General features: G+C 63.6%; 24 protein-coding genes. 10 read left to right on the forward strand and 14 right to left on the reverse strand.

The window, feature by feature from the left end; translation table 11 throughout:
• Position 1: 1 nt before the first annotated feature.
• From BN1143_RS15305 to tldD, 3 genes are all read left to right on the forward strand, one after another.
• A complete protein-coding gene (locus BN1143_RS15305; RefSeq protein WP_042051232.1) occupies positions 2 to 280 on the forward strand; it encodes a Dabb family protein in 279 nt (92 codons plus the stop codon).
• A gap of 28 nt (positions 281 to 308) precedes the next feature.
• Positions 309 to 1,130 (forward strand): carbon-nitrogen hydrolase family protein, encoded by an 822-nt coding sequence (locus BN1143_RS15310; RefSeq protein WP_042051234.1) that lies wholly within the window; start codon positions 309 to 311, stop codon positions 1,128 to 1,130.
• A gap of 150 nt (positions 1,131 to 1,280) precedes the next feature.
• Positions 1,281 to 2,729: a metalloprotease TldD gene (tldD, locus tag BN1143_RS15315; protein WP_024942708.1), complete on the forward strand. Its 1,449-nt coding sequence runs from the start codon at positions 1,281 to 1,283 to the stop codon at positions 2,727 to 2,729.
• A 120-nt stretch (positions 2,730 to 2,849) separates the two neighbouring features.
• Here tldD and BN1143_RS15320 read toward each other — a convergent pair whose 3' ends face one another.
• From BN1143_RS15320 to BN1143_RS15330, 3 genes are all read right to left on the reverse strand, one after another.
• Positions 2,850 to 3,053, reverse strand: coding sequence for a hypothetical protein (locus BN1143_RS15320; protein ID WP_005308127.1), 204 nt, complete (start codon positions 3,051 to 3,053; stop codon positions 2,850 to 2,852).
• 160 nt (positions 3,054 to 3,213) lie between these two features.
• A complete protein-coding gene (locus BN1143_RS15325) occupies positions 3,214 to 3,930 on the reverse strand; it encodes a MarC family NAAT transporter (RefSeq protein ID WP_042051236.1) in 717 nt (238 codons plus the stop codon).
• A 135-nt stretch (positions 3,931 to 4,065) separates the two neighbouring features.
• Positions 4,066 to 5,382 carry an MFS transporter gene (locus BN1143_RS15330; RefSeq protein WP_042051237.1) on the reverse strand — a complete coding sequence of 439 codons (1,317 nt, stop codon included), beginning with the start codon at positions 5,380 to 5,382 and terminating at the stop codon, positions 4,066 to 4,068.
• A 232-nt stretch (positions 5,383 to 5,614) separates the two neighbouring features.
• On the opposite strand from BN1143_RS15330, the gene BN1143_RS15335 reads away from it, so the two are divergent.
• The gene (locus BN1143_RS15335; protein ID WP_042051239.1) at positions 5,615 to 6,289 is read left to right on the forward strand and encodes a Dph6-related ATP pyrophosphatase; all 675 of its coding nucleotides are present in this window, start codon (positions 5,615 to 5,617) and stop codon (positions 6,287 to 6,289) included.
• Here BN1143_RS15335 and BN1143_RS15340 read toward each other — a convergent pair.
• Genes BN1143_RS15340 through BN1143_RS15360 form a run of 5 tightly spaced genes read right to left on the reverse strand, consistent with a single transcriptional unit; the run spans position 6,286 to position 12,767 of the window.
• Positions 6,286 to 7,488 carry an HD-GYP domain-containing protein gene (locus BN1143_RS15340; protein ID WP_019840512.1) on the reverse strand — a complete coding sequence of 401 codons (1,203 nt, stop codon included), beginning with the start codon at positions 7,486 to 7,488 and terminating at the stop codon, positions 6,286 to 6,288. The two genes, BN1143_RS15335 and BN1143_RS15340, sit on opposite strands and share 4 nt — an antisense overlap.
• A complete protein-coding gene (locus BN1143_RS15345; protein ID WP_042051241.1) occupies positions 7,427 to 10,087 on the reverse strand; it encodes a response regulator in 2,661 nt (886 codons plus the stop codon). Before BN1143_RS15345 ends, BN1143_RS15340 begins: the two co-directional genes overlap by 62 nt.
• Positions 10,088 to 11,158, reverse strand: a complete 1,071-nt coding sequence (locus BN1143_RS15350) for an ATP-binding SpoIIE family protein phosphatase (protein WP_042051242.1) — start codon at positions 11,156 to 11,158, stop codon at positions 10,088 to 10,090.
• Positions 11,159 to 11,163: 5 nt separating this feature from the next.
• A complete protein-coding gene (locus BN1143_RS15355) occupies positions 11,164 to 11,535 on the reverse strand; it encodes an STAS domain-containing protein (protein WP_042051243.1) in 372 nt (123 codons plus the stop codon).
• A gap of 11 nt (positions 11,536 to 11,546) precedes the next feature.
• On the reverse strand, positions 11,547 to 12,767 hold the full coding sequence (locus tag BN1143_RS15360; protein WP_042051244.1) for a PAS domain-containing protein: 1,221 nt from the start codon (positions 12,765 to 12,767) through the stop codon (positions 11,547 to 11,549).
• Between the two features lie 141 nt (positions 12,768 to 12,908).
• Between BN1143_RS15360 and BN1143_RS15365 the strand changes: the two genes are divergently transcribed.
• Positions 12,909 to 13,601, forward strand: coding sequence for an AraC family transcriptional regulator (locus BN1143_RS15365; RefSeq protein WP_082038578.1), 693 nt, complete (start codon positions 12,909 to 12,911; stop codon positions 13,599 to 13,601).
• Here BN1143_RS15365 and BN1143_RS15370 read toward each other — a convergent pair.
• Positions 13,567 to 13,986, reverse strand: coding sequence for a nuclear transport factor 2-like protein (locus tag BN1143_RS15370; RefSeq protein WP_042051245.1), 420 nt, complete (start codon positions 13,984 to 13,986; stop codon positions 13,567 to 13,569). The two genes, BN1143_RS15365 and BN1143_RS15370, sit on opposite strands and share 35 nt — an antisense overlap.
• 215 nt (positions 13,987 to 14,201) lie before the next feature.
• Here BN1143_RS15370 and aphA point away from each other — a divergent pair, with 215 nt between their 5' ends.
• The gene (gene aphA, locus BN1143_RS15375; RefSeq protein ID WP_042051246.1) at positions 14,202 to 14,912 is read left to right on the forward strand and encodes an acid phosphatase AphA; all 711 of its coding nucleotides are present in this window, start codon (positions 14,202 to 14,204) and stop codon (positions 14,910 to 14,912) included.
• 63 nt (positions 14,913 to 14,975) lie between these two features.
• Here the strand turns inward: aphA and ypfJ are convergent, their stop codons facing one another.
• The gene (gene ypfJ, locus BN1143_RS15380) at positions 14,976 to 15,821 is read right to left on the reverse strand and encodes a KPN_02809 family neutral zinc metallopeptidase (protein WP_042051248.1); all 846 of its coding nucleotides are present in this window, start codon (positions 15,819 to 15,821) and stop codon (positions 14,976 to 14,978) included.
• 109 nt (positions 15,822 to 15,930) lie between these two features.
• Positions 15,931 to 16,194, reverse strand: a complete 264-nt coding sequence (locus tag BN1143_RS15385; protein ID WP_005308154.1) for a hypothetical protein — start codon at positions 16,192 to 16,194, stop codon at positions 15,931 to 15,933.
• A 173-nt stretch (positions 16,195 to 16,367) separates the two neighbouring features.
• Here BN1143_RS15385 and BN1143_RS15390 point away from each other — a divergent pair, with 173 nt between their 5' ends.
• Both BN1143_RS15390 and BN1143_RS15395 read left to right on the forward strand, forming a co-directional pair.
• Positions 16,368 to 17,189, forward strand: coding sequence for an HDOD domain-containing protein (locus tag BN1143_RS15390; protein ID WP_005308156.1), 822 nt, complete (start codon positions 16,368 to 16,370; stop codon positions 17,187 to 17,189).
• 117 nt (positions 17,190 to 17,306) lie between these two features.
• Positions 17,307 to 17,828 carry a GNAT family N-acetyltransferase gene (locus BN1143_RS15395; RefSeq protein ID WP_042051251.1) on the forward strand — a complete coding sequence of 174 codons (522 nt, stop codon included), beginning with the start codon at positions 17,307 to 17,309 and terminating at the stop codon, positions 17,826 to 17,828.
• Between the two features lie 110 nt (positions 17,829 to 17,938).
• Here BN1143_RS15395 and BN1143_RS22055 read toward each other — a convergent pair whose 3' ends face one another.
• Positions 17,939 to 18,115, reverse strand: a complete 177-nt coding sequence (locus tag BN1143_RS22055) for a hypothetical protein (RefSeq protein WP_005308161.1) — start codon at positions 18,113 to 18,115, stop codon at positions 17,939 to 17,941.
• A gap of 472 nt (positions 18,116 to 18,587) precedes the next feature.
• Positions 18,588 to 19,865 (reverse strand): cation:proton antiporter, encoded by a 1,278-nt coding sequence (locus BN1143_RS15400; protein WP_017785993.1) that lies wholly within the window; start codon positions 19,863 to 19,865, stop codon positions 18,588 to 18,590.
• A gap of 203 nt (positions 19,866 to 20,068) precedes the next feature.
• On the opposite strand from BN1143_RS15400, the gene metH reads away from it, so the two are divergent.
• Together metH and rimK are read left to right on the forward strand one after the other, a co-directional pair.
• Positions 20,069 to 23,752, forward strand: a complete 3,684-nt coding sequence (gene metH / locus BN1143_RS15405) for a methionine synthase (RefSeq protein WP_042051253.1) — start codon at positions 20,069 to 20,071, stop codon at positions 23,750 to 23,752.
• A gap of 225 nt (positions 23,753 to 23,977) precedes the next feature.
• Entirely contained in the window at positions 23,978 to 24,874 is an 897-nt protein-coding gene (gene rimK / locus BN1143_RS15410) for a 30S ribosomal protein S6--L-glutamate ligase (RefSeq protein WP_005308166.1), read from the forward strand.
• A 142-nt stretch (positions 24,875 to 25,016) separates the two neighbouring features.
• On the opposite strand, the gene BN1143_RS15415 is transcribed toward rimK, so the two are convergent.
• Positions 25,017 to 25,496: sensor histidine kinase (locus BN1143_RS15415; protein ID WP_042051255.1), on the reverse strand; the 480-nt coding region annotated here is incomplete at its 5' end.

Below are 25,496 nucleotides of genomic sequence, written 5' to 3' on the forward strand. Positions count from 1 at the left end.
CCTGCCCGAGCAGACAGACGCGGTGCGCGCCGCCTTTCTCGCCATTCCCCATCAGGTCAGCGGCGTGCTGGCGGTGGAGTGGGGGCGGGACGACAGCCCGGAGGGGCGGGCTGAGGGCTTCACCCACAGCGTGCTGATGACCTTTGCCGACGAAGCGGCCCGCCAGCGCTATCTGCCCCACCCGGATCACGATGCCCTCAAGGCCATCTTCCGCCCGGTGCTGGAGCGCATCATAGTGCTGGATTACACCCTGCAGGCTGGCGATGCGGTCAGCATCTGACACTAGCAACAACGACAAGGAGCACGTCATGTGGTTAGCCGCAATACAGCTGGTATCGGGCCGCAACTGGCAGGATAACCGGGAGCAGATCGCCGCCGAGCTGGCCCTGTTGCCCAAGGAGCGGCCGCTGCTGGTGCTGTTGCCGGAGAACTTCGCCCTGTTTGGCGAGCGGCAGGGTTATCTGGACGGGGCCGAGACCATAGGTCCTACTCTGGGCGGAGCAGCGCCGATCCAGCAGCAACTGGCCGAATGGGCCCGTGACTACGGTATCTGGCTGGTGGCCGGGGCCATGCCCACCAGCATCGCCGGTTCCGACCATATCCACACCAGTACCCTGGTGTTTGACCCCAGCGGCGAGCGCAAGGGCCATTACCACAAGATCCACCTGTTCGACGTGGACGTGGCGGACAATCACGGCCGCTATCGGGAGTCGGAGACCTTCACCCCCGGCGAGGAGCCTGTGCTGGTGGACTCCCCGTTTGGTCCCCTCGGCCTCTCTATCTGTTATGATCTGCGCTTTCCCGAGCTGTACCGCCGGCTGGCCCGCGCCGGCGCCCGCGTGCTGCTGGTGCCTGCCGCCTTCACCGCCGTGACCGGCGAGGCGCACTGGGAACCCCTGCTGCGGGCCCGCGCCATCGAGAACCAGTGCTACGTGGTGGCCGCCAATCAGGGCGGCACCCACGAGACGGGGCGCCAGACCTGGGGCCACAGCATGGTGATCGACCCCTGGGGCAGGGTGCTGGCCAGCCTGGCCAGCGGGCGCGGCACCGTGCTGGCGCCGCTGGATACTGGTCTTGTCGACGAACTGCAACGCACCATGCCGGTGCTGGGTCATGCCCGTCTGCTATGAACATGTGCAGGTTCGATTCGCCCTGTGGTGGGGGAGTCGGACGCTTGCAAACCCGATGGTGGGTTGGACGTCCACTGACGTTTCGCCAAGCGAACCCAGGGTCGGGGATTTAACCGTTACGACATCTCGCATCGAGAGTGGAGAGAAAGATTGAGTCTATTGAGCCAGGTTAGTGCCTCCCTGTTGGCCCCGAACGATCTCGACGAAGGGCGCCTGCAGCAGCTGCTCGGCAGCCTGATGAGCCATCAGGTGGAGTTCGGCGACCTCTATTTCCAGCGCAGCTGGCACGAGTCCTGGATGCTGGAGGACGGCATCGTCAAGGATGGCAGCTACAACATCGATCAGGGGGTGGGGGTACGCGCCGTCAGCGGCGAGAAGACCGGTTTCGCCTACTCGGACGAGCTGAGCCTGCTGGCACTGCAACAGTCGGTGACTGCCGCCCGTGGCATCGCGGCTGCCGGTGCGCAGGGCAAGGTGAAGGCGTGGGCCAGAACCTCGGCAAACCTGCTCTACCCGGCGCTGGATCCGCTGCAGACCCTCGACAAGCAGCAGAAGATCGCCCTGCTGGAGCAGATGGACAAGTTCGCCAGAAGCCTGGATCCCGCCATCAATCAGGTGATGGCCTCCATCAGTGGCGTCTATGAAGAGGTGCTGGTGGCCGCCACCGACGGCACCCTGGCCGCCGATGTGCGTCCGCTGGTGCGCCTCTCGGTGACCGTCATCGCCGAAAAGGGCGATCGTCGCGAACGCGGCAGTGCCGGTGGCGGTGGCCGCTTCGGCTACGACTACTTCCTCGAGCTGGACGGGCTGGAGAGCCGGGCATTTGGCTATGTGCGCGAAGCGGTGCGCCAGGCGCTGGTCAACCTCGACGCCATCGATGCACCGGCCGGCACCATGCCGGTGGTGCTTGGTGCCGGCTGGCCCGGCGTGCTGCTGCACGAGGCGGTGGGTCACGGTCTGGAGGGGGACTTCAACCGCAAGGGCTCCTCTGCCTTTGCCGGTCGCATCGGTGAGCAGGTGGCCTCCAAGCACTGCACCATCGTCGATGACGGCACCCTGCCGGGTCGGCGCGGCTCCGTCTCCATCGACGACGAGGGGACACCGGGCGGCTACAACGTGCTGATCGAGAACGGCATTCTCAAGGGCTATCTGCAGGACAAGCAGAACGCCCGTCTGATGGGCGTGCCGCTCACCGGCAACGGCCGCCGCGAATCCTACGCCGCCCTGCCGATGCCGCGCATGACCAACACCTACATGCTGGCGGGTCAGTACGACCCGGCCGAGATCATCGCCTCGGTGAAGAAGGGGATCTATGCCCCCAACTTCGGCGGCGGTCAGGTGGACATCACCTCTGGCAAGTTTGTCTTCTCCGCCTCCGAGGCCTACCTCATCGAGGATGGCAAGATCACCGCGCCCATCAAGGGGGCGACCCTGATCGGCAACGGCCCCGAGGCGATGAGCCAGGTTTCCATGGTGGGCAAGGATCTCGCGCTGGATCGCGGGGTCGGGGTCTGCGGCAAGGAGGGACAGAGCGTGCCGGTCGGTGTCGGCCAGCCCACCCTCAAGCTGGATCAGCTCACCGTGGGCGGCACCCAGTAAGGGCAGTGAGCGGTACTCCCGAGATAGCAAAACCCCGGCCAGGTGCCGGGGTTTTGCTATCCGGGATCATGGGAAACAAAAAGCCCCGGCAAGGGCCGGGGCTGCAGATGCGAAGCTCGGTCAGTTGACTGAAATGGCGCGGGCGTCGATGAAGAAGCGCGCGTTGCCTTGTTGGTCGACCCTGATCTGGGCAACCAGACGATCGCTCTGTTTGTACTCCCACCGGCTCTTGATCCGGGTCAGAGCGGGGCTGGCGGCACCGACCACGTTCAGATATTCATGAAACAGGCTGTAGCTTCCAATCTCGGTCAGCATCTTTTCCATTTGCACATCCCCTGAAGTGAGTGGGTGTCCATCCACAAACCTACCAAGCACACTCTGAATCGAATCTGTATAAAAAACAAACTAACTCATTTGTGTGTCAGCAACATGATCAGGCGCAAGATCAGCGCCGATTTTTGCGCATTTATGACACCGTTTTCAGTCAGGGCTGGCGCGGATCCTGCAGTTGATCAAGGGTGCCGGATACGTGTGGCAACGTGGGTGCCATTTGTACCTCCGGCGCACTGTGGAACACCGGATCCTGGGCCACCTCCTTGATGCCGTTGATGCAGAACTGCATACCCATGCAGACCAGCAAGAAGCCCATTATCCGGGTCATGGCGTCGATGCCGGTGGCGCCCAGGATCTTGCAGACCGGATCCGCCAGCTTGAGCACGCCCCAGCTGAGCAGGCTCATCAGGGCGAAGGCTGTGACCATGGCGGCATAGATGGTGAAGCGGTTGTATTCGTCCGGCAGCTCGGCGATCTGGGCGGCGCCGCTGATCACCAGCGCCATGGTACCCGGCCCGCACATGCTGGGCATGGTGAGCGGCACGAAGGCGATGCTCTGGTTGATGTCGACCCCGTCCGCCTGGCTGGGAGCCGGGAACAGCATGCGAAAGCCGATGAAGGCGATGATGAGACCGCCGGCCAGGCGCAGGCCAGGAATGGAGATCCCGAACAGATCCAGGATGGAGGAGCCGATGAAGAAGCTGACGCAGAGGGTGCAGAACAGATAGATGGCGGCCAGGTTGATCTGGCGGCGCACGTGTTCGCGCGACATCCCCTTGCTCAGCCCCAGCAGCAGGGTGGCCGTGGTGGGTGGGTTGACCATGGGCAGCAGCGCCAGCAAGGCGAGAAATACGACCTGAAAGAACATCATGAACCTCGAATGACTGGGGGGCGGAGTAGTCCCGGGCCGTCGAGGGGCCCGAGAGGGAGGCTATCTTAAGTCGGCCGACCTGAACACAGGCGGTATGAAAAAAGCCCCGCACTGGGCGGGGCTCGGGAGGGTTCAGGCGGCCTGCGGCGCGCTCTGGCGCTGACTGCGCTGTTGCAGCCAGAGCCACAGGCCGATGGCAAAGCCCAGCACCGACAGGCTTACCACGTAGTGGGAGGGGGCCAGCATGTCGCTCTTCATCCACAGGGTCACCAGCATGGGGGTGAGGCCGCCGAAGATGGCGTAGGCCACGTTGTAGGAGAACGACAGCCCGGAGAAGCGCACCACCGCCGGGAAGGCGTTGACCATGACATAGGGCACGGCGCCGACGATCCCTACCGCAAAACCGGCCAGGACATAGAGCGGCACCAGCTGGCTGGTGTCACTCGCCAGCCCGTGATAGAAGGCGTAGCTGGCGCCGGCCAGCAGCAATGAACCCAGCATGAAGGTGGGGCCGCTGCCGAGGGCATCGATGAGCCGGCCATAGACGATGCAGCCGAAGGTGAGCGCCAGAATGGCCAGCGAGTTGGCGGTCAGTGCATCGGCCGGGCTGATGCCGTGCACCTTCTGCAGGTAGGTGGGGGTCATCAGGATCACCACCACTATGCCGGCGGAGAGCAGCCAGGTGAGCAGCATGGAAATCACGACGCTGCCCTTGTGGCTGCGCAGCACCGTCTTGAGCGGCAGCTCTTCCGCCAGCGCCTTGTTGGCCTGCATCTCGGCAAAGACCGGGGTCTCGTGCAGCCAGCGGCGCAGGTACATGGCGACGATGCCGAACACCCCGCCAAGCACGAAGGCCAGACGCCAGCCCCAGTCGCTCACCTCGCTCGGGCTCATGCCGCGGTTGATGGCGGTGGCCACCAGGGAGCCGAGCAGGATGCCGGCCGTCAATCCCGCGGTGAGGGTGCCGCAGGCGACCCCGATCCGGCGGGCGGGTACGTGCTCCGCGACGAACACCCAGGCGCCGGGCACTTCACCCCCGATGGCGGCCCCTTGCAGGATCCGCAGCAGCAGCAACAGCAGGGGGGCGGCGATGCCGAGCACGGCGTAGGTGGGCAGCAGGCCGATCAGCAGGGTGGGCAGCGCCATCATGATGATGCTCAGGGTGAACATCCGCTTGCGGCCGATGAGATCGCCAAAGTGAGCCATGATGATGCCGCCCAGCGGACGAGCCAGATAGCCGGCGGCGAAGATGCCGAAGGTCTGGAACTGTCGCAACCACTCGGGAATGTCGGCGGGGAAGAAGAGCTCGCCGATCACCACGGCGAAGAAGACGAAGATGATGAAGTCGTAAAATTCGAGGGCACCGCCCAGCGCCGCCAGGCTCAGAGTCTTGTAGTCCTGTCGGTTGAGGGGACGGCTGTGGTCGTAAGCTTGCGTGACTGTCGTCATATCCTTATGTTTCCCATCGTCTTTTTAGTTATTGTTCCCCATCCTTGCAGGGGACACGCTCACTACCGAGGGTATGCTTTTGCATCCCGACCTGTAAATCGCACAATTCGCAACACTGTCTTGCAGCTTTTTGGTGCAGCAAGGCGAGGACGGGCACCGCGCCCGGGGCGAATGACAACCAAGGTGCGCCGGCTGGCCACCAGTGCCCGGCCACCGGATTGCTGGAGATATCATGACGAAGACCAAGGTGCTGCTCTCCTGGAGCAGCGGCAAGGACAGCGCCTGGGCGCTGCACACACTGCGGCAGGATCCTGCCATCGAGGTGGTGGGCCTGTTCACCACCCTCAACCAGGCATTCGAGCGGGTGGCCATGCACGGGGTGCGCAAGCAGTTGCTGCTGGCGCAGGCCGAATGCGTGGGATTGCCGCTGACCACCATCGACCTGCCCTGGCCCTGCAGCAACGAAGATTACGCCCGCATCATGACCGACTTCATCGCCGACATGGTGGCACAGGGGATCCGCCACATGGCGTTTGGCGATCTCTTTCTTGAGGACGTGCGCGCCTATCGGGAGCGGCAGCTGGCGGGGACGGGGATCACGCCGCTGTTTCCGCTGTGGGGCAACAAGACAGACGAGCTGGCACATCAGATGATGGCGGCAGGGCTCAGGGCCAGGATCAGCACTCTGGATCCACGCAAGCTGCCTGCCACCCTTGGCGGGCATGAGTTTGATGCGGCCTTGCTGGCGGCGCTGCCCGACGGGGTGGACCCGTGCGGCGAGAACGGCGAGTTTCATACCCTGGCCTGGGATGGCCCCATGTTCCGCCACCCGCTGGCCATCCGGACCGGCGAGACGGTGGAGCGGGACGGTTTCGTCTTCACCGATCTGCTGCCCGCCACCACCTAGTCGCGATTGGCCTCCCGCTCGCCCTTGTCGTCGTTGTAGCGCAGGGCGATCTCGTGGAACTGCTGGTGGATGGAGGCAAAGGCGTCCGTGATGTCGGGGTCGAAGTGGTTGCCCCGCCCCGCCAGTATGATGGGCACCACCTCCTGGTGGGACATGGCGGCCTTGTAGCAGCGCTTGCTGATGAGGGCGTCGTACACGTCGGCCAGCGCCATCAGCCGGGCCGAGAGGGGGATCTCGTCGCCGATCAGGCCGTAGGGATAACCGGTGCCGTCCCACTTCTCGTGGTGGTAGCAGGCGATCTCCTTGGCCAGCCGCAGGAACTCCACCTCCACCCCGAGCGCCTCCTCGGCGTGGACGATGGCCTCCTTGCCGAGGATGGAGTGGTGTTTCATCTGGGCAAACTCCTCTTCATCCAGCTTGCCGGGTTTGAGCAGGATGCGGTCCGGTACGCCGACCTTGCCGATGTCGTGCAGGGGGGCCGACTTGAACAGCAGGTCTATGGTCTTGGGGGTCAGTTCGGCATGAAAGCGGGGGTGATCGCAGAGGGTCTCCGCCAGCAGCCGCACATAGTGCTGGGTTCGCAATATGTGGTTGCCGGTCTCGTTGTCGCGGGTTTCGGCCAGCGAGGCGAGGGAGTGGATGGTGATGTTCTGGATCAGCTCGTTCTCCCGGGTGCGCCGCTCCACCTCCTGCTCCAGATAGGCGTTCTGATCGTGCAGCAGATCCCGCGCTGTTTTCAGCTCCAGGTGGTTTCTGACCCTGGCCAGCACGATGGCGGGGGAGATCGGCTTGTGGATGTAGTCGACGGCCCCGAGTGCCAGGCCGTGTGCCTCCGCGCTCTCCTCCACCTGGGCGGTCAGGAAGATCACCGGGATCTCCCGCGCCTGCGGCATCTCTTGCAGTGCCTGCATCACCTGGTAGCCATCCATCTGGGGCATCACCACGTCGAGCAGGATCAAGTCCACCCGGGGGCCGGTCGAGAGGATCTCCAGCGCCCGCTGGCCGCTGATGGCTATCTTGACCCGATAATGGGGGCTGAGCAGGGCGCTAAGCAGGGAGAGGTTCTCCGGCGTGTCGTCGACCACCAGCAGGGTGGGTTTGGTATCTGGATCCAGCAAGTTGAGCATGATGGTGCCCTCACTCTTGGTTGAACAGATCGGGTCTGAGGGCCCGGACTTGTTGCAGATGAGCCAGTGCATCGTCGAAACGAAAACGGCTCATGGCCTCACCGATGGCTGGCGCCCTCTCCCCCAGCAGGGGGGCGAGCCGGGCCTGATGGCGCTGAAACAGGGTGAAGGCTTCGGCATCATCCTCCAGCAGCAGCCCGGTGAGCCGGTTCAGCAGGGGAGCGGTATCGATCTTCTCCTGTTCTGGCTGGTCGGGTACTTCGTCTGGCAGCAACTGCAGCAGCCCCTGCGCCAGTTGTGCTTGCAGTTGCAGCCCCTGTTCGGCCAGTGGCAGCAGAGCGGCAACTTCGTCGCCCCGGGTGATGGCGTTTTCCAGTGTGGCCGCGATCTCCTGCAATGATTCGGCGCCCAGGGTGGCCGCTATTCCCTTGAGGGTATGGGCATGCCGGTGTGCCTCTTCCCGTTCGTCTGCCTGCAAAGCGGTCAGCAGGCTTGCCATGGGTTGCGTACCCTGCTGGGCGAAGCGCAGCAGTAGATCCTGATACCAGCCCCAGTTGTTCATCAGCCGCTGCAAGGCTCGTTCGGCATTGAGCCCGAGCTCGCACAGCTGTGGCAGCAACGACGATGCCGGGGGCGGTTGCGACGTCTTGAATCTGGCCCCGACCTCGCGGCTGAAGGAGGTTGCCCAGCGTTGCAGGGCGTCATAGAGCTTGTCGGGATCGATGGGCTTGGCGATGTGATCGTCCATGCCGGCGGCGAGGCAGCGCTCGCGATCACCGGCCATGACGTTGGCGGTCATCGCCAGGATTGGAATGTGTTGCCCGGTTCCCTCTTGCTGGCGCAGTTGCCGGGTGGCGGCCAGCCCATCCATCACCGGCATCTGCATGTCCATCAGGATCAGGTCGTAGGGGGCCTTGGTCGCCATATCCAGTGCGATGGCACCATTGCTGGCCACACTCACTTTGGCGCCTACCGCCTGCAGCAGCTCCAGCGCCACCTGTTGATTGAGCTCGTTGTCTTCCGCCAGCAGGATCTGCAGGCCGTCGAAGCGATAGTGATGGGTCGCCTGATGCTTGAAGGAGAGGGTCGCTGCCTGTTGCCCGAACAGGCCGATGACGGTATCGAACAGTACGGAGGCGCAGACCGGCTTGACCAGTACCCGATCAAAACCAGCAGCATCGGCCTCGCGAAAGATCTCCTCGCGTCCGTAGCCGGTCACCATGACCCGGTAAGGGCGCCGGCCCGCACCTCGGGCGATGAGACGGCGCCCCGTCTCGATGCCGTCCAGTCCCGGCATGCGCCAGTCCAGCAGCACCACCTCATAGGGGGTTCCCTGCTGCTCGGCATCCGCGATCATCTGCAGGGCCTGTTGGCCGGACTCTGCAGTGTCCACCACAAAGCTCATGCCGCGCAGCAGAGCGGCCAGTATGGTGCGGGCACTGGCGCTGTCGTCGGCCACCAGCATGCGGCGGCCGCGCAGATCCAGGCTCGGCAGATAGCGGGATCTGCGCCTGCCACGGCCGAGCCTGGCGGTAAACCAGAAGGTGCTGCCCTGGCCCGGCTCGCTCTGTACGCCCACCTCGCCCCCCATCAGGCCCGCCAGCTTGCGGCAAATGGCAAGGCCAAGCCCGGTGCCACCGTACTTGCGGGTGGTGGAGCTGTCCGCCTGCTGGAAGGACTGGAACAGTCGCTGCTGCTGCTCCTGGCTCATGCCGATCCCGGTATCCTGCACCGAGCAGTGCAGCAGTACCTCTTGCGGCAGCTTCTCCAGACAGCGGACCTTGACCAGGATCTCTCCCTGCTCGGTGAACTTGACCGCGTTGTTGGCGTAGTTGATGAGGATCTGGCCGAGACGCAGGGGATCGCCATAGAGCAGGGTGTCGAGCTGGTGGTCGACCTCGAACAACAGCTCTATGCCCTTGGCTTCCGCCTTTTCACCCACCAGGGTGGCGAGGTTTTCCAGCACGTGGTCGAGATCGAACTCGATCCGTTCCAGATCCAGCTTGCCCGCCTCGATCTTCGAGAAATCCAGGATGTCGTTGATGATGCCGAGCAGGTGCTGCGCGGCACGCTGGATCTTGCTGACATAGTCGAGCTGCTGCGGATCGAGCCGGGTCTGCAGGGCGAGGTGGGACATGCCGAGGATGGCGTTCATGGGGGTGCGGATCTCGTGGCTCATGTTGGCGAGAAATTCGCTTTTGGCCTGGGTCGCGCTCTCCGCCAGTTCATAGGCCTGCTCCAGCTCCTGGTTCTTGGCCTGCATCACTGCAAACAGCTCTTCCCGAGTCGGTTCGGCGAACTGCTGCTGCATCTGTTGTTGCCGCCCGGCATCTGGCCAGTGCGGCAACCGGCAGACCAGGGCGAGGAGATTGTCGGCGTGCACCTCCAGCCGGATGCTGCCCGGATGCATGTCGGCAGGGGCGGGGGAGAGCGGGACATCGGCCGTGAGGGTGAGCCACAGCTCCTGCGCCTCTGGTTCCAGCCACAGCTGCAGTTGCAGTGGATCCGAAGTCGCCATCAGCTGGCGCACCAGCTCTGAGGTTGCCCCCGCCAGCGGAGCCACGAAGGTCGGCGATTTGTCGAGGCAGGTGAGCACCTGGATCACCTTGCGCCGGGCGGTGAGGGCCGCCGCAGGGCCGGACAACAGGGTTTCACCGATCAGTTGCCGCATCTACTTCTCCTCTGCCGGCAGCACGCGCAACACGATGCAGCTGGCATCGTCGGTGCTGCGGCCGCTGTGGGCGATGACCTGGTGGGCCAGCGTGGCGGGCTCGGCGGCAAGATCCAGTGCGCCGTCGCGCAGGTTGAGGGATTCGCTGATGCCATCCGAGTAGAGCATCACCACGTCTCCGGCGACGAGGGGCTGGCGCTGCAGCAGGGGGGTGGGGAAGCGTTCTCCCAGCACCCCGTCGCGGGAGATGCCGCGCCAGGGGTCGTGACCGCGCAGACAGATGCGAGTATTGCCGATGCCGGCATAGCTCAGCTCACCCCGCTCGCCGTTGATCAGCGCCACGCCGGCGGCGGCGCCCCGGGTGCCGATGCAGCGCTGGTGCAGCAGTTGCAGCAGATGGGCGGGTTCCTGTTCACGGGTCTGCTGCAACGTCGCTTCCAATATCTGTACCAGCTGGTTGGCAGAGGCGCCGTGACCGCTCACGTCGATCAGGACCAGCGACACCCCCTCGGGCCCCGGCCGGATGAACGCCAGATCGCCGGAGAGCCGCTCCGGGTAGCAGGGACGGTTCTCGCTGGCCCATGCCAGGCCAAGGCCGGCGTGCAGCTGCCCAGTGCATGAGAGGGGAGAAACCGGCCTTGGCTCCACGGGGGCCGCACCCAGCCACTTGCGGGCCTGCACCAGGGTACCTCCTTCCGGCGGGGTGCTGATGGTGAGTTCAGACATCATGCGCCGCACGCCGGGCAGCCCCAGCCCCAGGGTACCCGAGGTGCTGTAGTGCTCTTGCATGGCTTGATGTATGTCGGGGATGCCGGGGCCCTGATCGCGGGCGATGATGTCGATGCAGGGGCGTCCTCTGGGATGGTGGAGGGTAAGGGTGATCTCCCCCCGTTCGGCATACTTCAGGATGTTGCTGCCAAGCTCGGAGACCACGGTGGAGAGCATGGTGCGATCCACCTCGGAGAGGTCGGCGATGAAGGGGAGGCGACGCACCGCCATCACCGTCAGGTGCAGATCGATGTCGTGACGCAATGGGTAGCGGGCCTGCTGGGTGCTCAGCTCCTGCTCCATGGTGCCTACTCCTCACCCTTGAGGGTACGGGCATGGGCGAAGGCGTCGTCCATGTCGAGAAAGCAGCGCAGCGGCCCCGGCTCGACGTCGGCCAGCGCCAGGAAGGCGGCGATCCCCGCATTCAGCCCCACCAGCAGGCAGACGGCTCCCAGCAGGCGGCACACCTCGGCCAGTTTGCGAACCTGCCGAAACTCGTGGTGATCGAGCAGCATGACCCCGGAGAAGTCGAGCAGCACCGCGTGCTGGCGCCCCTGCACCAGCCGCAGGGAGAGTGCCTGCGTCAGTTGTTGCATGCCTTCGTCACCGAGGTCTGGTCGCATGCTGACGACGATGCAGCCAGCCACGTCGGCGATGCCCAGATCGTTGTTGAGCAACATGATCGGCGTTCCTAGAGGGTGGATCCGACCCGCTTGAGGGCTATCTCGAACGCATCCCGCAGGGTCGCCGTGGTACGGATGTCACCGACTGAGACACCCAGTTCCACCATGGTACGGGCGATGGCCGGCGAGACGCCGGAGATGATGGCCTCGCACCCCATGAACTGGGTGGCCTTGGTGATCTTGATCAGCTGATTGGCGACGCCGGTGTCCACGGTGGCGACCCCAGCGATGTCCAGCACGAAGACCCGGGCCCGGGTCTCGGCAATCTTGGTCAGCGACTTGTTCATCACGTCGGCGGTGCGCATGGAGTCGATGATCCCCACCAGCGGCAACAGCAGGATTCCGTCCCAGATGGGGGTCACCGGGGTCGACATCTCCTGCAGCGACTTGTGCAGCTCCTCGCGCACCCTGGCGGCCTCTTCGGCCTCCTCCATGGCGCGCTTGAGCTGGTGATGCTGCTCCACCTGAGCCGTGATGTCGGTGGCAAACTTGACGATCTTGCTGGGTTTGCCGGTCAGATCCAGCACCGGGTTGTAGGATCCCTGGATCCAGACCTCCTGCCCCTGCTTGCCGATCCGGCAGAACTCTCCCGCCAGGTATTCGCCGCGGCGCAGGGTCTCCCAAAAGGCGCCATAATCGGCCGACTGGGCATAATCAGGGTCGACCAGCAGCCTGTGGTGCTTGCCTTTCAGCTCCTCCAGCTGATAACCCACGATCTCGAGAAAGCGCGGGTTGGCATCGAGAATGGTGCCATCCAGCGAGAACTCCACCTTGCCCATGACCCGGCTCAGGGCGTTGAGCTGCCCCTCGAAGTTGGCGTTGAGCTGTTTCTGCTCGGTCAGATCCATGCTGTATTCGATGATCCGGCTCAGCGCGCCCTGCTCGTCCAGCAGGGGGCTGCAACTGCCCCGCAGCCAGATGTCCCGGCCGTGCCGATCCAGCCGGTGAAACTCTCCCTCCTGCTCCCTGCCCGCCTTCAATGCCTCCCAGTGGGCGGCATGAGCAGGCGAGTCGAGCACGTCGTGCGGCAACAGCATGGCGTAATGCTGGCCCTTGAGCTCGCTTAGCTGATAGCCCATGATGGCGAGAAAACGCGGGTTGGCGTCCAGGATCTGCCCGTCAGGAGAGAGTTCGAGTCTGGCCATCAGCTGGTCGATGGCATCGAGCCTGGCCTGTGGTGAAGAGGGAGTCGCTGTGTTCGGGTGGGCAACGGCGGTGTGCACGTCCATGGCATCTCCAATAAAAGGCGCAATTGACTTGAATGTCACTAGAAAGCGTACAGCAGTTATAGCCCACCGGGGCGAGAGCGTGGGACAAGAAGTGCCGAAAGAACCTGTCTGCGGGTGGGCCCTGGGCCTGGGGGCTTCGTCATGAACCTCCTGTATCGCGACTACCCCCAGGGCGCGCTCACGTCCCTTCACTGTCACGACGGCCCGCAGTTTTGCTACCTGCATCGGGGCGGCGGCGTGATCAGCAGTCAGGGGACAGGCGTGCTGCTGGTGGCGGGTCAGCTCTGTCTGATCCCGGCCGGGCTGGCCCATGAGTTCAGGGTGCTGCGCCACTCCCAACTCAGTCTGGTCTATCTGGATGACCTGGATGGAGGGGGCGAGTTGACGATCCGCCAGGTGAGTCCGCTGTTGGTCGGCCTGTTCGATCGGCTGGCAGACATGGCGGAGCCGGGCCTCAGGGATGCCTATCTGACGGTACTGGCAGCCGAACTGAGACAGACGCCGGTGGCGACCGGATTCATGTTGAGCGCGGGGCTGGATGTGCGGCTGCTGAGGGTGCTGGAGCAGGTCTGCAGGCACCCTTCCATCGAATACGGGTTGGCGGAGCTGGCTGCCGATTCAGGTGCCTCGGTGCGCACCCTCAACCGGCTGTTCAGCCGGCAGCTGGGCTGCAGCTTTCGACAATGGCGGCAACAGGTTGTGATGGGTCGGGCCCGCCAGTTGCAGCAACAGAGCCAGCCGCTGTCGCGGATAGCCCTTGAGCTGGGATACGGGGATTTCAGCGCCTTTTCTCACGCCTTCAATCGCTGCTTGCGGGAACCGACGGGGCCGTGAGGCGGGAGCCGAGATCCCGGTCGGTTGGCTCCCCTGCCAGCAGGCAGGTCAGTTCATCGGTGTGGCTCAGGCGTTCGCCCTGAAAGGTGAACAGGGCGCTCACCTTGCACTCGATCCGTGCGCCGTCGTGACGCCAGGCCCGCACCCGATGCAGGGAGTGCACCCGGTTTCCCTCTGCCAGCAGCGAGACAAAACGGATCTCGCAGCGGGCCAGGCTCTGGCGCAGCGCCAACAGGTGTTGTTCGAAGGCGGCGCGATCCAGCCGCTGGTCATCCACCAGCTGGACATAGTCCGGGCAGAACCAGTGATCGAGTTCGGCCGGGGTGAAATCGGGGTCGCAGATGACCCGGTTGAGGCAGGCTTGCAGCCATTGCTTGTAATCCATGATGGGCTCCTGAGTGGATGGGCGCGGCCAGTATGGGGCCTGTGGTCTGCTCCGACCTTGGCGTCTACGCCATCCTGTTTGGCGATTGCGCCAAGATGGGGGCTTGCGGTAGAGATGCGTGCCACCTGGCCCTGTTTTGTGGCGGGTTTCACGGTTTCCTGTGCCGGCATGGGGCAGGATCGGCCCCCTGTTTCCTTTATGTGACGAGTCGTATCATGTCCGCATTGCCCCGTTTTGCCCTGCTTGCCTCCCTGGTTGCCGCCAGCCTGACCCTGCCTGCCGTGGCCGTCGAAGCTCCGGCCAGCCCTGCCGGTGTCACTGCGGTGACCCTGTCCCAGCAGGCGCCCATTCACTGGGTGTCGGTGGCGCAGATTGCCAGGAGCCTGGATGGGTTGCCGCCGATGGCGGTCGGTTTTGACATCGACGACACCCTGCTCTTCTCCAGCCCGGGGTTTTATCGCGGCAAGCAGGAGTTCTCCCCCAACGACGAGAGCTACCTGAAGAACCCCGCCTTCTGGGAGAAGATGAACAACGGTTGGGACGCCTTCAGCGTGCCGAAAGAGGTGGGCAAGGCGCTCATCGCCATGCACCTCCAGCGCGGCGATCACATCTATTTCGTTACCGGCCGTTCGGCCACCAAGACCGAGACCGTCAGCCAGACCCTGCAGCAGACCATGGGGATCCCCGCCGATCGACTGAATCCGGTGATCTTCGCCGGTGATCAGCCGGGCCAGAACACCAAGGTGCAGTGGCTCAAGGAGAAGCAGATGAAGGTCTTCTACGGCGATGCCGATGGCGACATCAAGGCCGCGCAGGAGATCGGCATTCGTGGCATCCGGCTGCTGCGCGCGGCCAACTCCACCTACCGGCCGCTGCCGCTGGCTGGCGCGTTGGGGGAGGAGGTGATCGTCAACTCCCAGTACTGATCTTCATCCCTGTATGAGAAAAGGGGCCGGATCCTGTCAGGAGCCGGCCCCTTTTTTGGGCGTCTAGCGGGCGGCGAAGGTGTTGCAGCTGGCGGGCTTGCCGCTGTCAAAGCCGCGCTTGAACCAGGAGTAGCGCTGGGCCGAGCTGCCGTGGGTGAAGCTGTCCGGGATCACCCGGCCCTGGCTCTGCTGCTGCAGACGATCGTCACCGATGGCCTGGGCGGCGTTGAGCGCCTCCTCCAGATCGCCGGTTTCCAGCACCTGTTCCCGCTCCATGTAGTGGCCCCAGACGCCGGCAAAACAGTCAGCCTGCAACTCGAGTTTGACCGACAGCTTGTTCTGCTCGGCCCGGCTCAGCCCCTGCTGCTGTTCACGCATCTTGCGCTCGATGCCGAGCAGGTTCTGCACGTGGTGGCCCACCTCGTGCGCCACCACGTAGCCCTGGGCGAAGTCGCCGTCGGCTCCCAGCTTGTCGCGCATCTCCTGATAGAAGGAGAGATCGATGTAGACGGTGCGATCGGCCGGGCAGTAGAAAGGCCCCATCACCGACTGACCCTGGCCGCAGCCGGTACGGGTTGCGCCGCGATAGAGCACCAGTTTGGGGGCCTGATAGCGGTTGCCGCTCTGCTGGAAGATCTCGCCCCAGGCATCCTCGGTGGAGGCGAGCATCACCGAAGTGAACCTGGCGAGGGGATCCTTGGCCGGCTGAGACATCTCCTGACGCTGGGGCGGGGTCTGGGATGCCGGCTCGTTGAGCAGGGGGGAGAGATCCACCCCGTAATAGCCGGCCACCATGACCACCACCAGCAGGATCAGACGCCCCTTGCCGCCGATGGGGATGCCGCCCCCGCCGCCCTGCTGGCGCCTGTCTTCCACATTGTTGCTCTCGCGGCGACCTTGCCAGCGCATATGCTTGCTCCCCCCTGCTGTCCGGTGGCAGTAATGATAATGGCTGGCGGGGCGGCTTGCCTAACGGGAGCGGGTCGGCGGCCGGGTTGCCGCCGGCGGGCAAGAAGGTTTATTCGGCCCAGGGCATCTCGGGCAGGGAGTCCAGAAACTGGCCGTAGCGCTCGAGGTTGAAGGGGCCCTGATCCGCTTCCATCGCCATCAGCTCGGCCCCCAGGGCGCAGGCGATATACTGCAGCGCCTCCTCGCGCGGGGTGCCCTTCATCACCAGCCGCATCAGGGTCGCCTTGACCTGCAGCGGGTGGCCGTCGCTCAGCTGGTTGTCGACCATCTCCAGCAGGGTTTGCTCGTCGAAGAACTCGGTGGGTTCGCTCATGTGCTGTGCCTCGTTATGTTATAAAGGATGTCAGTATAGCGATATCGCTATTAACACATTGAAATATTTCGATAAAAACATTTCGGTATGGGCTGTTTTTGTTACTCATAATTAATGTGGGTTTGCGGTCTGCAAACGACAACCATCATGAAATCGCATGGACGGATACCAATATGCCCACCATAGACTCGCTGTTATCCAAGCCCCAGAACCTGCCCAACGTGCCCGAAGTCATGCGCGAACTGGTGCAGACCTTCAATGAGAAAGAACCGGATATCCTGTTGATTGCCAAGAAGATCAACAAGGATCCGGTGATCTCCGCCAAGCTGCTGCGGCTGGCCAACTCCGCCAAGTTTGGTGGCAGTCGCCAGGTCGCCACCGTCAACGAGGCCGTGGTGCGGCTCGGGGTCGACGTGGTGCGCAACATGGTGTTCGCCTGCGGCCTGACCGGCTCCATCGGTGCCGTGCCCGGCATCGAGCTCAAGCATTTCTGGGGCAAGGTGTTCGACGTGGCCGAACTGGCCAGGCGGCTGGCCAAGCTCAAGGGCATGAAGGGGGAGGAGGTGTTCACCTGCGCCCTGCTCTACGACATGGGGCGGCTCATCATGCACGTGGGGCTGCCGGAGAACATGGTGAACCACATCAAGGATCTGGAGCCCAGCAAGGGACGCGCCAAGGCCGAGGAGCTGGTGGTCGGCTTCAACTATGCCCAGACCGGGGCCGAGATGGCCAGGCGCTGGCAATTCCCCCTGAGCATCTGCCATGCGGTGGAGTACCACTACAACCCCTTGCTGGCCAAGGAGTTCTCTGCCGAGGCTGCGATCATCCATCTGGCCATCGCACTGGCGGCGCAGTCGGATGTGGGGGAAGCGGCACCGCCCGAGTGGCCAACCCAGGTGGCCGAGCGACTCGGCCTCGCCTGGCCCGATTGCGCCGCCGTGTTCGTCGCGCTGCGCGAGCAGGGCAACGGTTATGCCGGCTTGCTGGCGGCCTGACGCCACCCATCTCATCGACCAGGGCCGCACCGCGGCCCTTTTTCATGGTGACGGCCTTGCCAATGAGCGGTTGCGGGGGCAGTCTTGGGGCCTGTCTCTTCTAAGCGAGCCCTTGCCATGATCCTCTCCGAGCGCCTGGAACTGCGCGAACTGGCGGTTGCCGATGCCCCCTTCATTCTCGAACTGCTCAACGATCCCGACTTTCACCGCTACATCGGCGATCGGGGCATCCGCACCCTGCTGGATGCTGAAAACTACATCCAGCAAGGGCCGGCGGTCAGCTATGCCCGTCATGGTCACGGTCTCTACCTGGTGGCAAGGCGCAGCGACGGAGCCAAGCTCGGCATCTGCGGCCTGATCAAGCGCGATACCCTGCCTTGTGAAGACATCGGCTACGCCTTCCTGCCCGCCTGGCGCGGTCAGGGTTATGGCATCGAAGCGGCGCAGGCGGCGCTGCAGGATGGTCGGGAGCGGCTCGGCATCGAGCGAGTGGTTGCCATCGTCACCCCGGGCAACGCGCGTTCGGTGGCGCTGCTGGCCAAGCTGGGGCTGGTGCAAAGCCGGTTGGTCAAACTGGCCGAGGATGCGGATGAGTGTCTGTTGCTGGAGGCTGAAGGGGTAGAGGCTTGCCCGATCTGAGGGGCTGTGGCATGGCTGGCAGGATATCAGCAGAGCCGGGGGAATGAGGCAAAGAGGCCGCCGTGAGTTGCGGCCTGTCTGCATCGGGCGCTGCCGGTGGGCAGGCAGGATCAGTTGAGTTCTTCGATGGAGAACTCGCCGGCAATGCCGTCACAGGAGACGGCGAAGCCGCCGCTGAAACGGGTGCTGAACTGGATCAGAAACGCATCATAGTCGTGCTCTTGCACGGGCAGGTTGATGGGCTTGCTGCGACGCAGGGGTTTGCGAGTTTGTACGCTTTTCATCATGGTATTTCTCTATATAAATTAAGTTTTTGCTCCTTGTATTGGCAAATGTCAGGTCGATGGGCGCGGTCAGCAAGATAGCGGACGAGCGCGCAGGAATACCCAGCCCGGTTCAGGGGCGTCTGCACTTTCAAGGAATACGCCAAGGACCACGCGGATGCATGATGCTACTTGGGAGTGGGCAGATCGGGTCTGCACCGTGAGAGCCGGGCAACGCAGGCAGACAGCCTGAACGGTTCTCAGGGCGAGTAAATCAGAAGAAGGTTATGCGGGTACTGACAGGATTCATCGTGAGGTGAAGCATTGCAGGGCAAACATAAACAGGGCTGATTAACTAGCCGGCGCGCATTCTCTCCTCGACATGCGCAAAAAGCAAACAATTATTTGCAGTTTTTATTTCACGGCCGTCTGGTGGCCACAAAAAGGGCTCCCGAAGGAGCCCTTTTTTCATCATCAGGTGATCTCAGCCGATGGCTCAGTAGTCGCCGCAGGCCTTCTTGGCTGCGGTGATCATGGGGGTGATGGTCATGCCCTGCACCACGATGGAGAACATCACCACCGAGTAGGTCATCACCAGGATGACCTGGCGCAGGTCGACGCCGTGCTCCGGCAGCATCATGACGCCGGACGGCAGTGCCAGCGCCATGGCCATGGCCAGACCGCCGCGCAGACCGCCCCAAGTGAGGATCCGCACCGAGAAGGTGTTGTAGCTGCGGAACTTGCGGAAGGCCACATAGGGCAGCGACACGCTGATGAAGCGGGCGGCCAGGCAGAGCGGCACCGCGATGACCAGCAGGATCCAGTCTTGCCAGGCCAGATCCAGCAGCACCAGCGCCAGACCGATCAGCAGGAACAGCAGGGCGTTGAGGAACTGGTCCATCAACTCCCAGAAGTGATCCAGGTGATGGCTGCTCTGTTCGGAGAAGCCGCTGTGACGAGTCCAGTTGCCGATCATGATGCCGGTCACCACCATGGCCAGAGCACCGGAGACGCCGATCATGTTGGCGAAGGCGAAACCGGCGGTCGGGATGCAGAGGGTCAGCAGCAGCTCCAGCGAGCCGTCATCGGTGGCGCTGATCATCACGTGGGCGATGAGACCCAGCACGGCACCGAACAGGATGCCGCCGAGGGCCTCATGCAGGAACAGGCCGGCCACGCTGCCGAAGGTGGGCTCGACGCCGCCAAATGCCACGGCAAACACGGTGGCGAAGATCACCAGACCAACACCGTCGTTGAACAGCGACTCCCCCTCGATCTGGATGGCGATCTGGGGTGGTGCCTTCATCTTCTTGACGATGGCCAGCACGGCGATGGGGTCGGTGGGGGAGATCAGGGCACCGAACAACATGCAGTAGACCAGCGGCACGTCCCAACCCAGCAGCTTGGCGATGAACCAGAAGCCATAGCCGATGAGGAAGGTGGAGAGCAGGGTCGCCAATATGGCCAGAATGGTGATTTCCCACTTCTGACTGCGCAGGGCTTTCAGGTTGATCCCGAGACCACCGGCGAACAGCAGGAAGCCCAGGATCCCCTTCAGCAGGAAATTCTGGAAGTCGATGCTCTCCATGGTCTTGACGGCCAGGGGTTCCAGATTGAACCAGCCCAGCTTACCGAACAGCACCATCAGCGCGGAGATCAGCATGGAGCCCGCAGTGATGGCGATGGTGGTCTGGATCTTCACAACATACTGATTGGCAAAGGCGATAAAGATCGCCAACGCTGCCAGGAAGCAGAGTGTGTAGTAGACGCTCATAGTTATTTTTCTCTTTAGTAAACAGCAAGCACGTATCCCTATTGAGGACGGGCATAGGGTACTCTTGGGTCACATGTTACTCATTACCCATTTGTGAGTATATAGAGCGCCAATATAGACAGATAGACGGCTAGATTTCCATTTGATTTGTTTGCTGTTAGGATGCTGTTTACGCAGTTGCATGGATGTAAGAGGAACGAGCGGTGTCGAACAAAAAGTCGGATGTGACAAACAAGCTGGAAGCCTGTCTCAAGGAGCGGATCCTGATCATCGACGGGGCCATGGGCACCATGATCCAGGGCTACAAGCTCGGTGAGGCGGACTATCGGGGGGAGCGGTTTGCCGACTGGCACACCGACATCAAGGGCAACAACGATCTGCTGGTGCTGAGTCGCCCCTCTGTCATTCGCGAGATCCACGACCAGTACTGTGCCGCCGGCGCCGACATCCTCGAGACCAACACCTTCAACGCCACCCGCATCGCCATGGCCGACTACGAGATGGAAGATCTCTCGGCCGAGATCAACCGCGAGGCGGCCCGGCTGGCCCGCACCGTGGCGGACGAGTGGACCGCCAAAGAGCCCCACAAGCCGCGCTTCGTGGCCGGGGTGCTGGGGCCCACCAACCGTACCGCCTCCATCTCGCCGGACGTGAACGATCCGGGCAAGCGCAACGTTACCTATGACCAGCTGGTGGCCGCCTACACCGAATCGACCCATGCCCTGATCGAGGGCGGCGCCGACCTCATCCTCATCGAGACCATCTTCGATACCCTCAACGCCAAAGCGGCCGCCTTCGCGGTGGACCTGGTGTTCGAGGAGCTGGGTTACAGCCTGCCGGTGATGATCTCCGGCACCATCACGGACGCCTCCGGCCGCACCCTCTCGGGCCAGACTACCGAGGCCTTCTACCATTCGCTGCGCCACGTCAAACCCGTCTCCTTCGGTCTCAACTGCGCGCTGGGGCCAGACGAGCTGCGTCAGTACGTGGAGGAGCTCTCTCGTATCAGCGAAACCTTCGTGAGTGCCCACCCCAACGCCGGTCTGCCGAACGCCTTTGGCGAGTACGACCTCGACGCTGCCGAGATGGCGGAGCATATCCGCGAGTGGGCGCAAAGCGGCTTTCTCAACCTGGTGGGCGGCTGCTGCGGCACCACCCCGGCCCACATCCGCGCCATGGCGGACGCGGTGGCGGGCATCAAGCCGCGGGTCCTGCCGGACCTGCCGGTGGCCTGCCGGTTGTCGGGCCTGGAGCCCCTCATCATCACCCCTGAATCCATGTTCGTGAACGTGGGGGAGCGTACCAACGTCACCGGCTCGGCCAAGTTCAAGCGGCTCATCAAGGAGGGTCTCTACGACGAGGCCCTGGACGTCGCCAAGCAGCAGGTGGAAAACGGCGCCCAGATCATCGACATCAACATGGACGAGGGGATGCTGGACGCCGAGGCGGCCATGGTGCGCTTCCTGAACCTCATCGCCGGCGAGCCGGATATTGCCCGGGTGCCGGTGATGATCGACTCCTCCAAGTGGGAAGTGCTGGAGGCCGGTCTCAAGTGCGTGCAGGGCAAGCCGGTGGTCAACTCCATCTCCATGAAGGAGGGGGTGGACAAGTTCATCGAGCAGGCGAAACTGCTGCGCCGCTACGGCGCCGCCGTCATCGTGATGGCGTTCGACGAGGTGGGGCAGGCGGATACCCGCGCCCGCAAGTTCGAAATCTGTCAGCGCGCCTACCGCATCCTGGTGGATCAGGTGGGCTTCCCGCCGGAAGACATCATCTTCGACCCCAACATCTTCGCGGTGGCGACCGGCATCGACGAGCACAACAACTACGCGGTGGACTTCATCGACGCGGTGAAGGACATCAAGGATAACCTGCCCCACGCCATGATCTCCGGTGGCGTCTCCAACGTCTCCTTCTCGTTTAGGGGCAACGAGCCGGTGCGCGAGGCGATCCACGCCGTCTTCCTCTACCACGCCATCAAGAACGGCATGGACATGGGGATCGTCAACGCCGGCCAGCTCGCCATCTATGAAGACATCCCGGCCGAGCTCAAAGAGAAGGTCGAGGCGGTGGTGCTGAACCTCAATGACAACGCCACCGAGGAGCTGCTGGCCATCGCCGAGAAGTATCGCGGTGCGGGCGCCCAGGCCGAAGATCCGCGGGATCAGGCGTGGCGCAGTTGGCCAGTGGGCAAGCGACTTGAACACGCTTTGGTGAAAGGCATCACCGACTTCATCGAGGAGGATACCGAAGAGGCGCGCGCAGGGGCCGAGCGGCCGCTGCACGTCATCGAGGGGCCGCTCATGGACGGCATGAACGTGGTGGGCGATTTGTTCGGCGCCGGCAAGATGTTCCTGCCTCAGGTGGTGAAGTCGGCCCGGGTGATGAAGCGGGCGGTGGCCTACCTGCAGCCCTACATCGAGGCGGAGAAGTCCGGTGGCTCCAGCAACGGCAAAATCGTGCTCGCTACCGTGAAGGGGGATGTGCACGACATCGGCAAGAACATCGTCGGCGTGGTGCTGCAGTGCAACAACTTCGAGATCATCGACCTCGGGGTCATGGTCCCTTGCGAGACCATCCTCAAGACGGCGCGGGAGGTGAATGCCGACATCATAGGCCTGTCGGGCCTCATCACCCCATCTCTCGACGAGATGGTGCACGTGGCCAAAGAGATGGAGCGCCAGGGCTTCAAGCTGCCGCTGCTCATCGGCGGCGCCACCACCTCCAAGGCCCACACCGCGGTGAAGATAGAGCAGAACTACTCCGAGCCCGTGGTCTATGTCTCCAACGCCTCTCGCGCCGTGGGGGTGGCCCAGAGCCTGTTGAGCGAGGATCTCAAGCCCGCCTTCGTGGCCCGCATCGACAAGGAGTACGAGATCGCCCGCGAGCAGCACGCCCGCAAGCAGCCGCGCTCGCGCCCCATCACGCTGGCGGAGGCTCGCGCCAACCGCCATCAGCTGGACTGGGTGGGGTATGAGCCGCCCGCGCCCCGGGAGCCCGGCGTGCAGAAGTTCGAGAACGTGCCCATCTCGGTGCTGCGCCCCTACATCGACTGGACGCCGTTCTTCCTCAGTTGGGAGCTGGCGGGCAAGTTCCCCCGCATCCTGGAAGACGAGGTGGTGGGGGAGGAGGCGACGCGCCTGTACGCCGACGCCAACGCCATGCTGGACCAGCTGGAACAGGATCAGAGCGTGCGCTGTGCCGGCATCGTCGGCCTGTTCCCCGCCAACACGGTGGGGGACAGCATCGAGGTCTACACCGACGAGTCGCGCACTGAAGTGAAAAAAGTGCTGCACCACCTGCGCCAGCAGAGCGAGAAGCAGGGCTTCCCCAACTACTGTCTGGCGGACTATGTGGCGCCGAAAGAGAGCGGCAAGCCCGACTGGATCGGCGCCTTCGCGGTGACCGGCGGCATCGGTGAGGAGGCCATCGCCAAAGCCTACAAGGCCGAGCACGACGACTACAACGCCATCCTCATCCAGGCGGTGTGCGACCGTCTGGCGGAAGCCTTTGCCGAGTACCTGCACGAGCAGGTGCGCAAAGTGCACTGGGGCTATGCCCCGGACGAGGCGCTCTCCAACGAGGAGCTGATCCGCGAAAACTACCGTGGCATCCGCCCGGCGCCCGGTTACCCGGCCTGCCCGGAGCACACCGAGAAGGGGAGCATCTGGGAGCTGCTGGACGTGGAACAGGCCATCGGCATGCAGCTCACCGAGTCCTACGCCATGTGGCCGGGAGCGGCGGTGTCCGGCTGGTACTTCTCCCACCCCGACAGCAAGTACTTCGCGGTGGCCCAGATCCAGCGGGATCAGGTGGAGGACTACGCCGTACGCAAAGGGATGACCCTGGCAGAGGCCGAACGCTGGCTGGGGCCGAACCTGCACTGAGGCGTCGGCCCGATTGATCCTCGCTGAAGGAGGCGGCATCCAGACCCGGGAGACAGACCAGTCTGGTGCCGTCGTTTGACAAGCGGGTGACAGCGGGATGGCAGCGCACGTTTCTGTGTGGTTTGTCTTGTTGTCAGGAGAAACAATTGGCGTTGTCTTGGCGCTGTGGCACTTTATACTCTCCCGCCCCATCCTGCCCAGGCACTGCCTCCTAGCGGAATTGTCATGAAGATCGCCATTTTATCCCGTGAGCCGAAAAACTACTCCACCCGCCGTCTGGTCGAGGTGGCGCAGGCGCGCGGTCATCAGGTCGAGGTGCTCGACACCCTGCGCTGTTACATGAACATCGCCTCCCACAACCCCTCCATCCATTACGAAGGACGGGAGCTGGAGAGCTATGATGCGGTGATCCCGCGCATCGGGGCCAGCATCACCTTCTACGGCACCGCCGTGCTGCGTCAGTTCGAGATGATGAACACCATGGCGCTCAACAGCTCGGTGGCCATCTCCCGCTCCCGCGACAAGCTGCGGGCCATGCAACTGCTCTCCCGCCACGGCATCGGCCTGCCGGTGACCGGCTATGCCCACAGCACCCACGACGTGCCCGACCTCATTACCATGGTGGGCGGTGCGCCCCTGGTGGTGAAGCTGCTGGAGGGAACCCAGGGGATCGGCGTGGTGCTGTGCGAAACCCAGAAGGCCGCCGAGAGCGTGATCGAGGCCTTCATCCAGACCAACAACAACATCCTGGTGCAGGAGTACATCCGTGAGGCCAACGGCGCCGACATCCGCTGTCTGGTGGTCAACGGCAAGGTGGTGGCCGCCATGCGCCGCCAGGCCCAGCCTGGGGAGTTTCGCTCAAACCTGCATCGGGGCGGCACCGCCGAGGCGATCAAGATAAGCCCGGAAGAGCGGGCCACCGCGGTGCAGGCCGCCAAGATCATGGGGCTGGACGTAGCAGGGGTGGATATCCTGCGCAGTGCCCGCGGCCCGCTGGTGCTGGAGGTCAATTCCTCCCCTGGTCTGCAAGGGGTGGAGGCCGCCTCCGGCAAGGATGTGGCCGGCAAGATCATCGAGTTTCTCGAGCTCAAGGCGAGTCGCAAGCACAAGCCGGCGGAGTGACGCCAGGCTTGCCGCCAACGCATTGCAAACAGGGCGCCTTCGGGCGCCCTGTTGTTATCTGGCGGGTGCCGCCGCGCCCTCATCCTAGCCCTTAGGGCACTCTGAATTGACGGGAAGAAGGGTCGGGGATGAGGAAGGAGCGCTATGCCTTATCTTTCGCGGGGTCGTTGGTGATCATCACCAGCCTGGCGCTGAAGATGCCCTCTTCCAGCCGGGTCTCTATCTGCCAGCCCAGCTTCTCGCAGATGCGCTGGATGATGGTGAGGCCGCAGCCGTAGCCGAGGATCTGATCCGGCGCGGCGGCAGTGGGGTTGCTGATGGTGAGCAGGGGGCCGACCAGCTCGATGTCGATGTGCCCCTCGGCGTAGCTAAGGGCATTCTTCAGCAGGTTGCCGAGCGCAATGGCGAGCAGAGAGAGGGGGGCCAGCGCCTCGCTCTCGTCGTCCAGCTGCAGCCGGATATCCAGCTCCTCCCGCTGCAGCAGCGGGGCGAGACGGGCCAGCTCCTGGCGTATGAGCGGTGCCACCTGTTGGGGCGGGCGCTCCACCTCTTCCTTGCGGCCCAGCAGCAGAAAAGTCTCGGTGAGTAGCGCCATCTCGTCGGCGGCGGCGCGGATGCGGGT

This window comes from Aeromonas dhakensis (assembly GCF_000820305.1).
Lineage (GTDB): Bacteria > Pseudomonadota > Gammaproteobacteria > Enterobacterales > Aeromonadaceae > Aeromonas > Aeromonas dhakensis.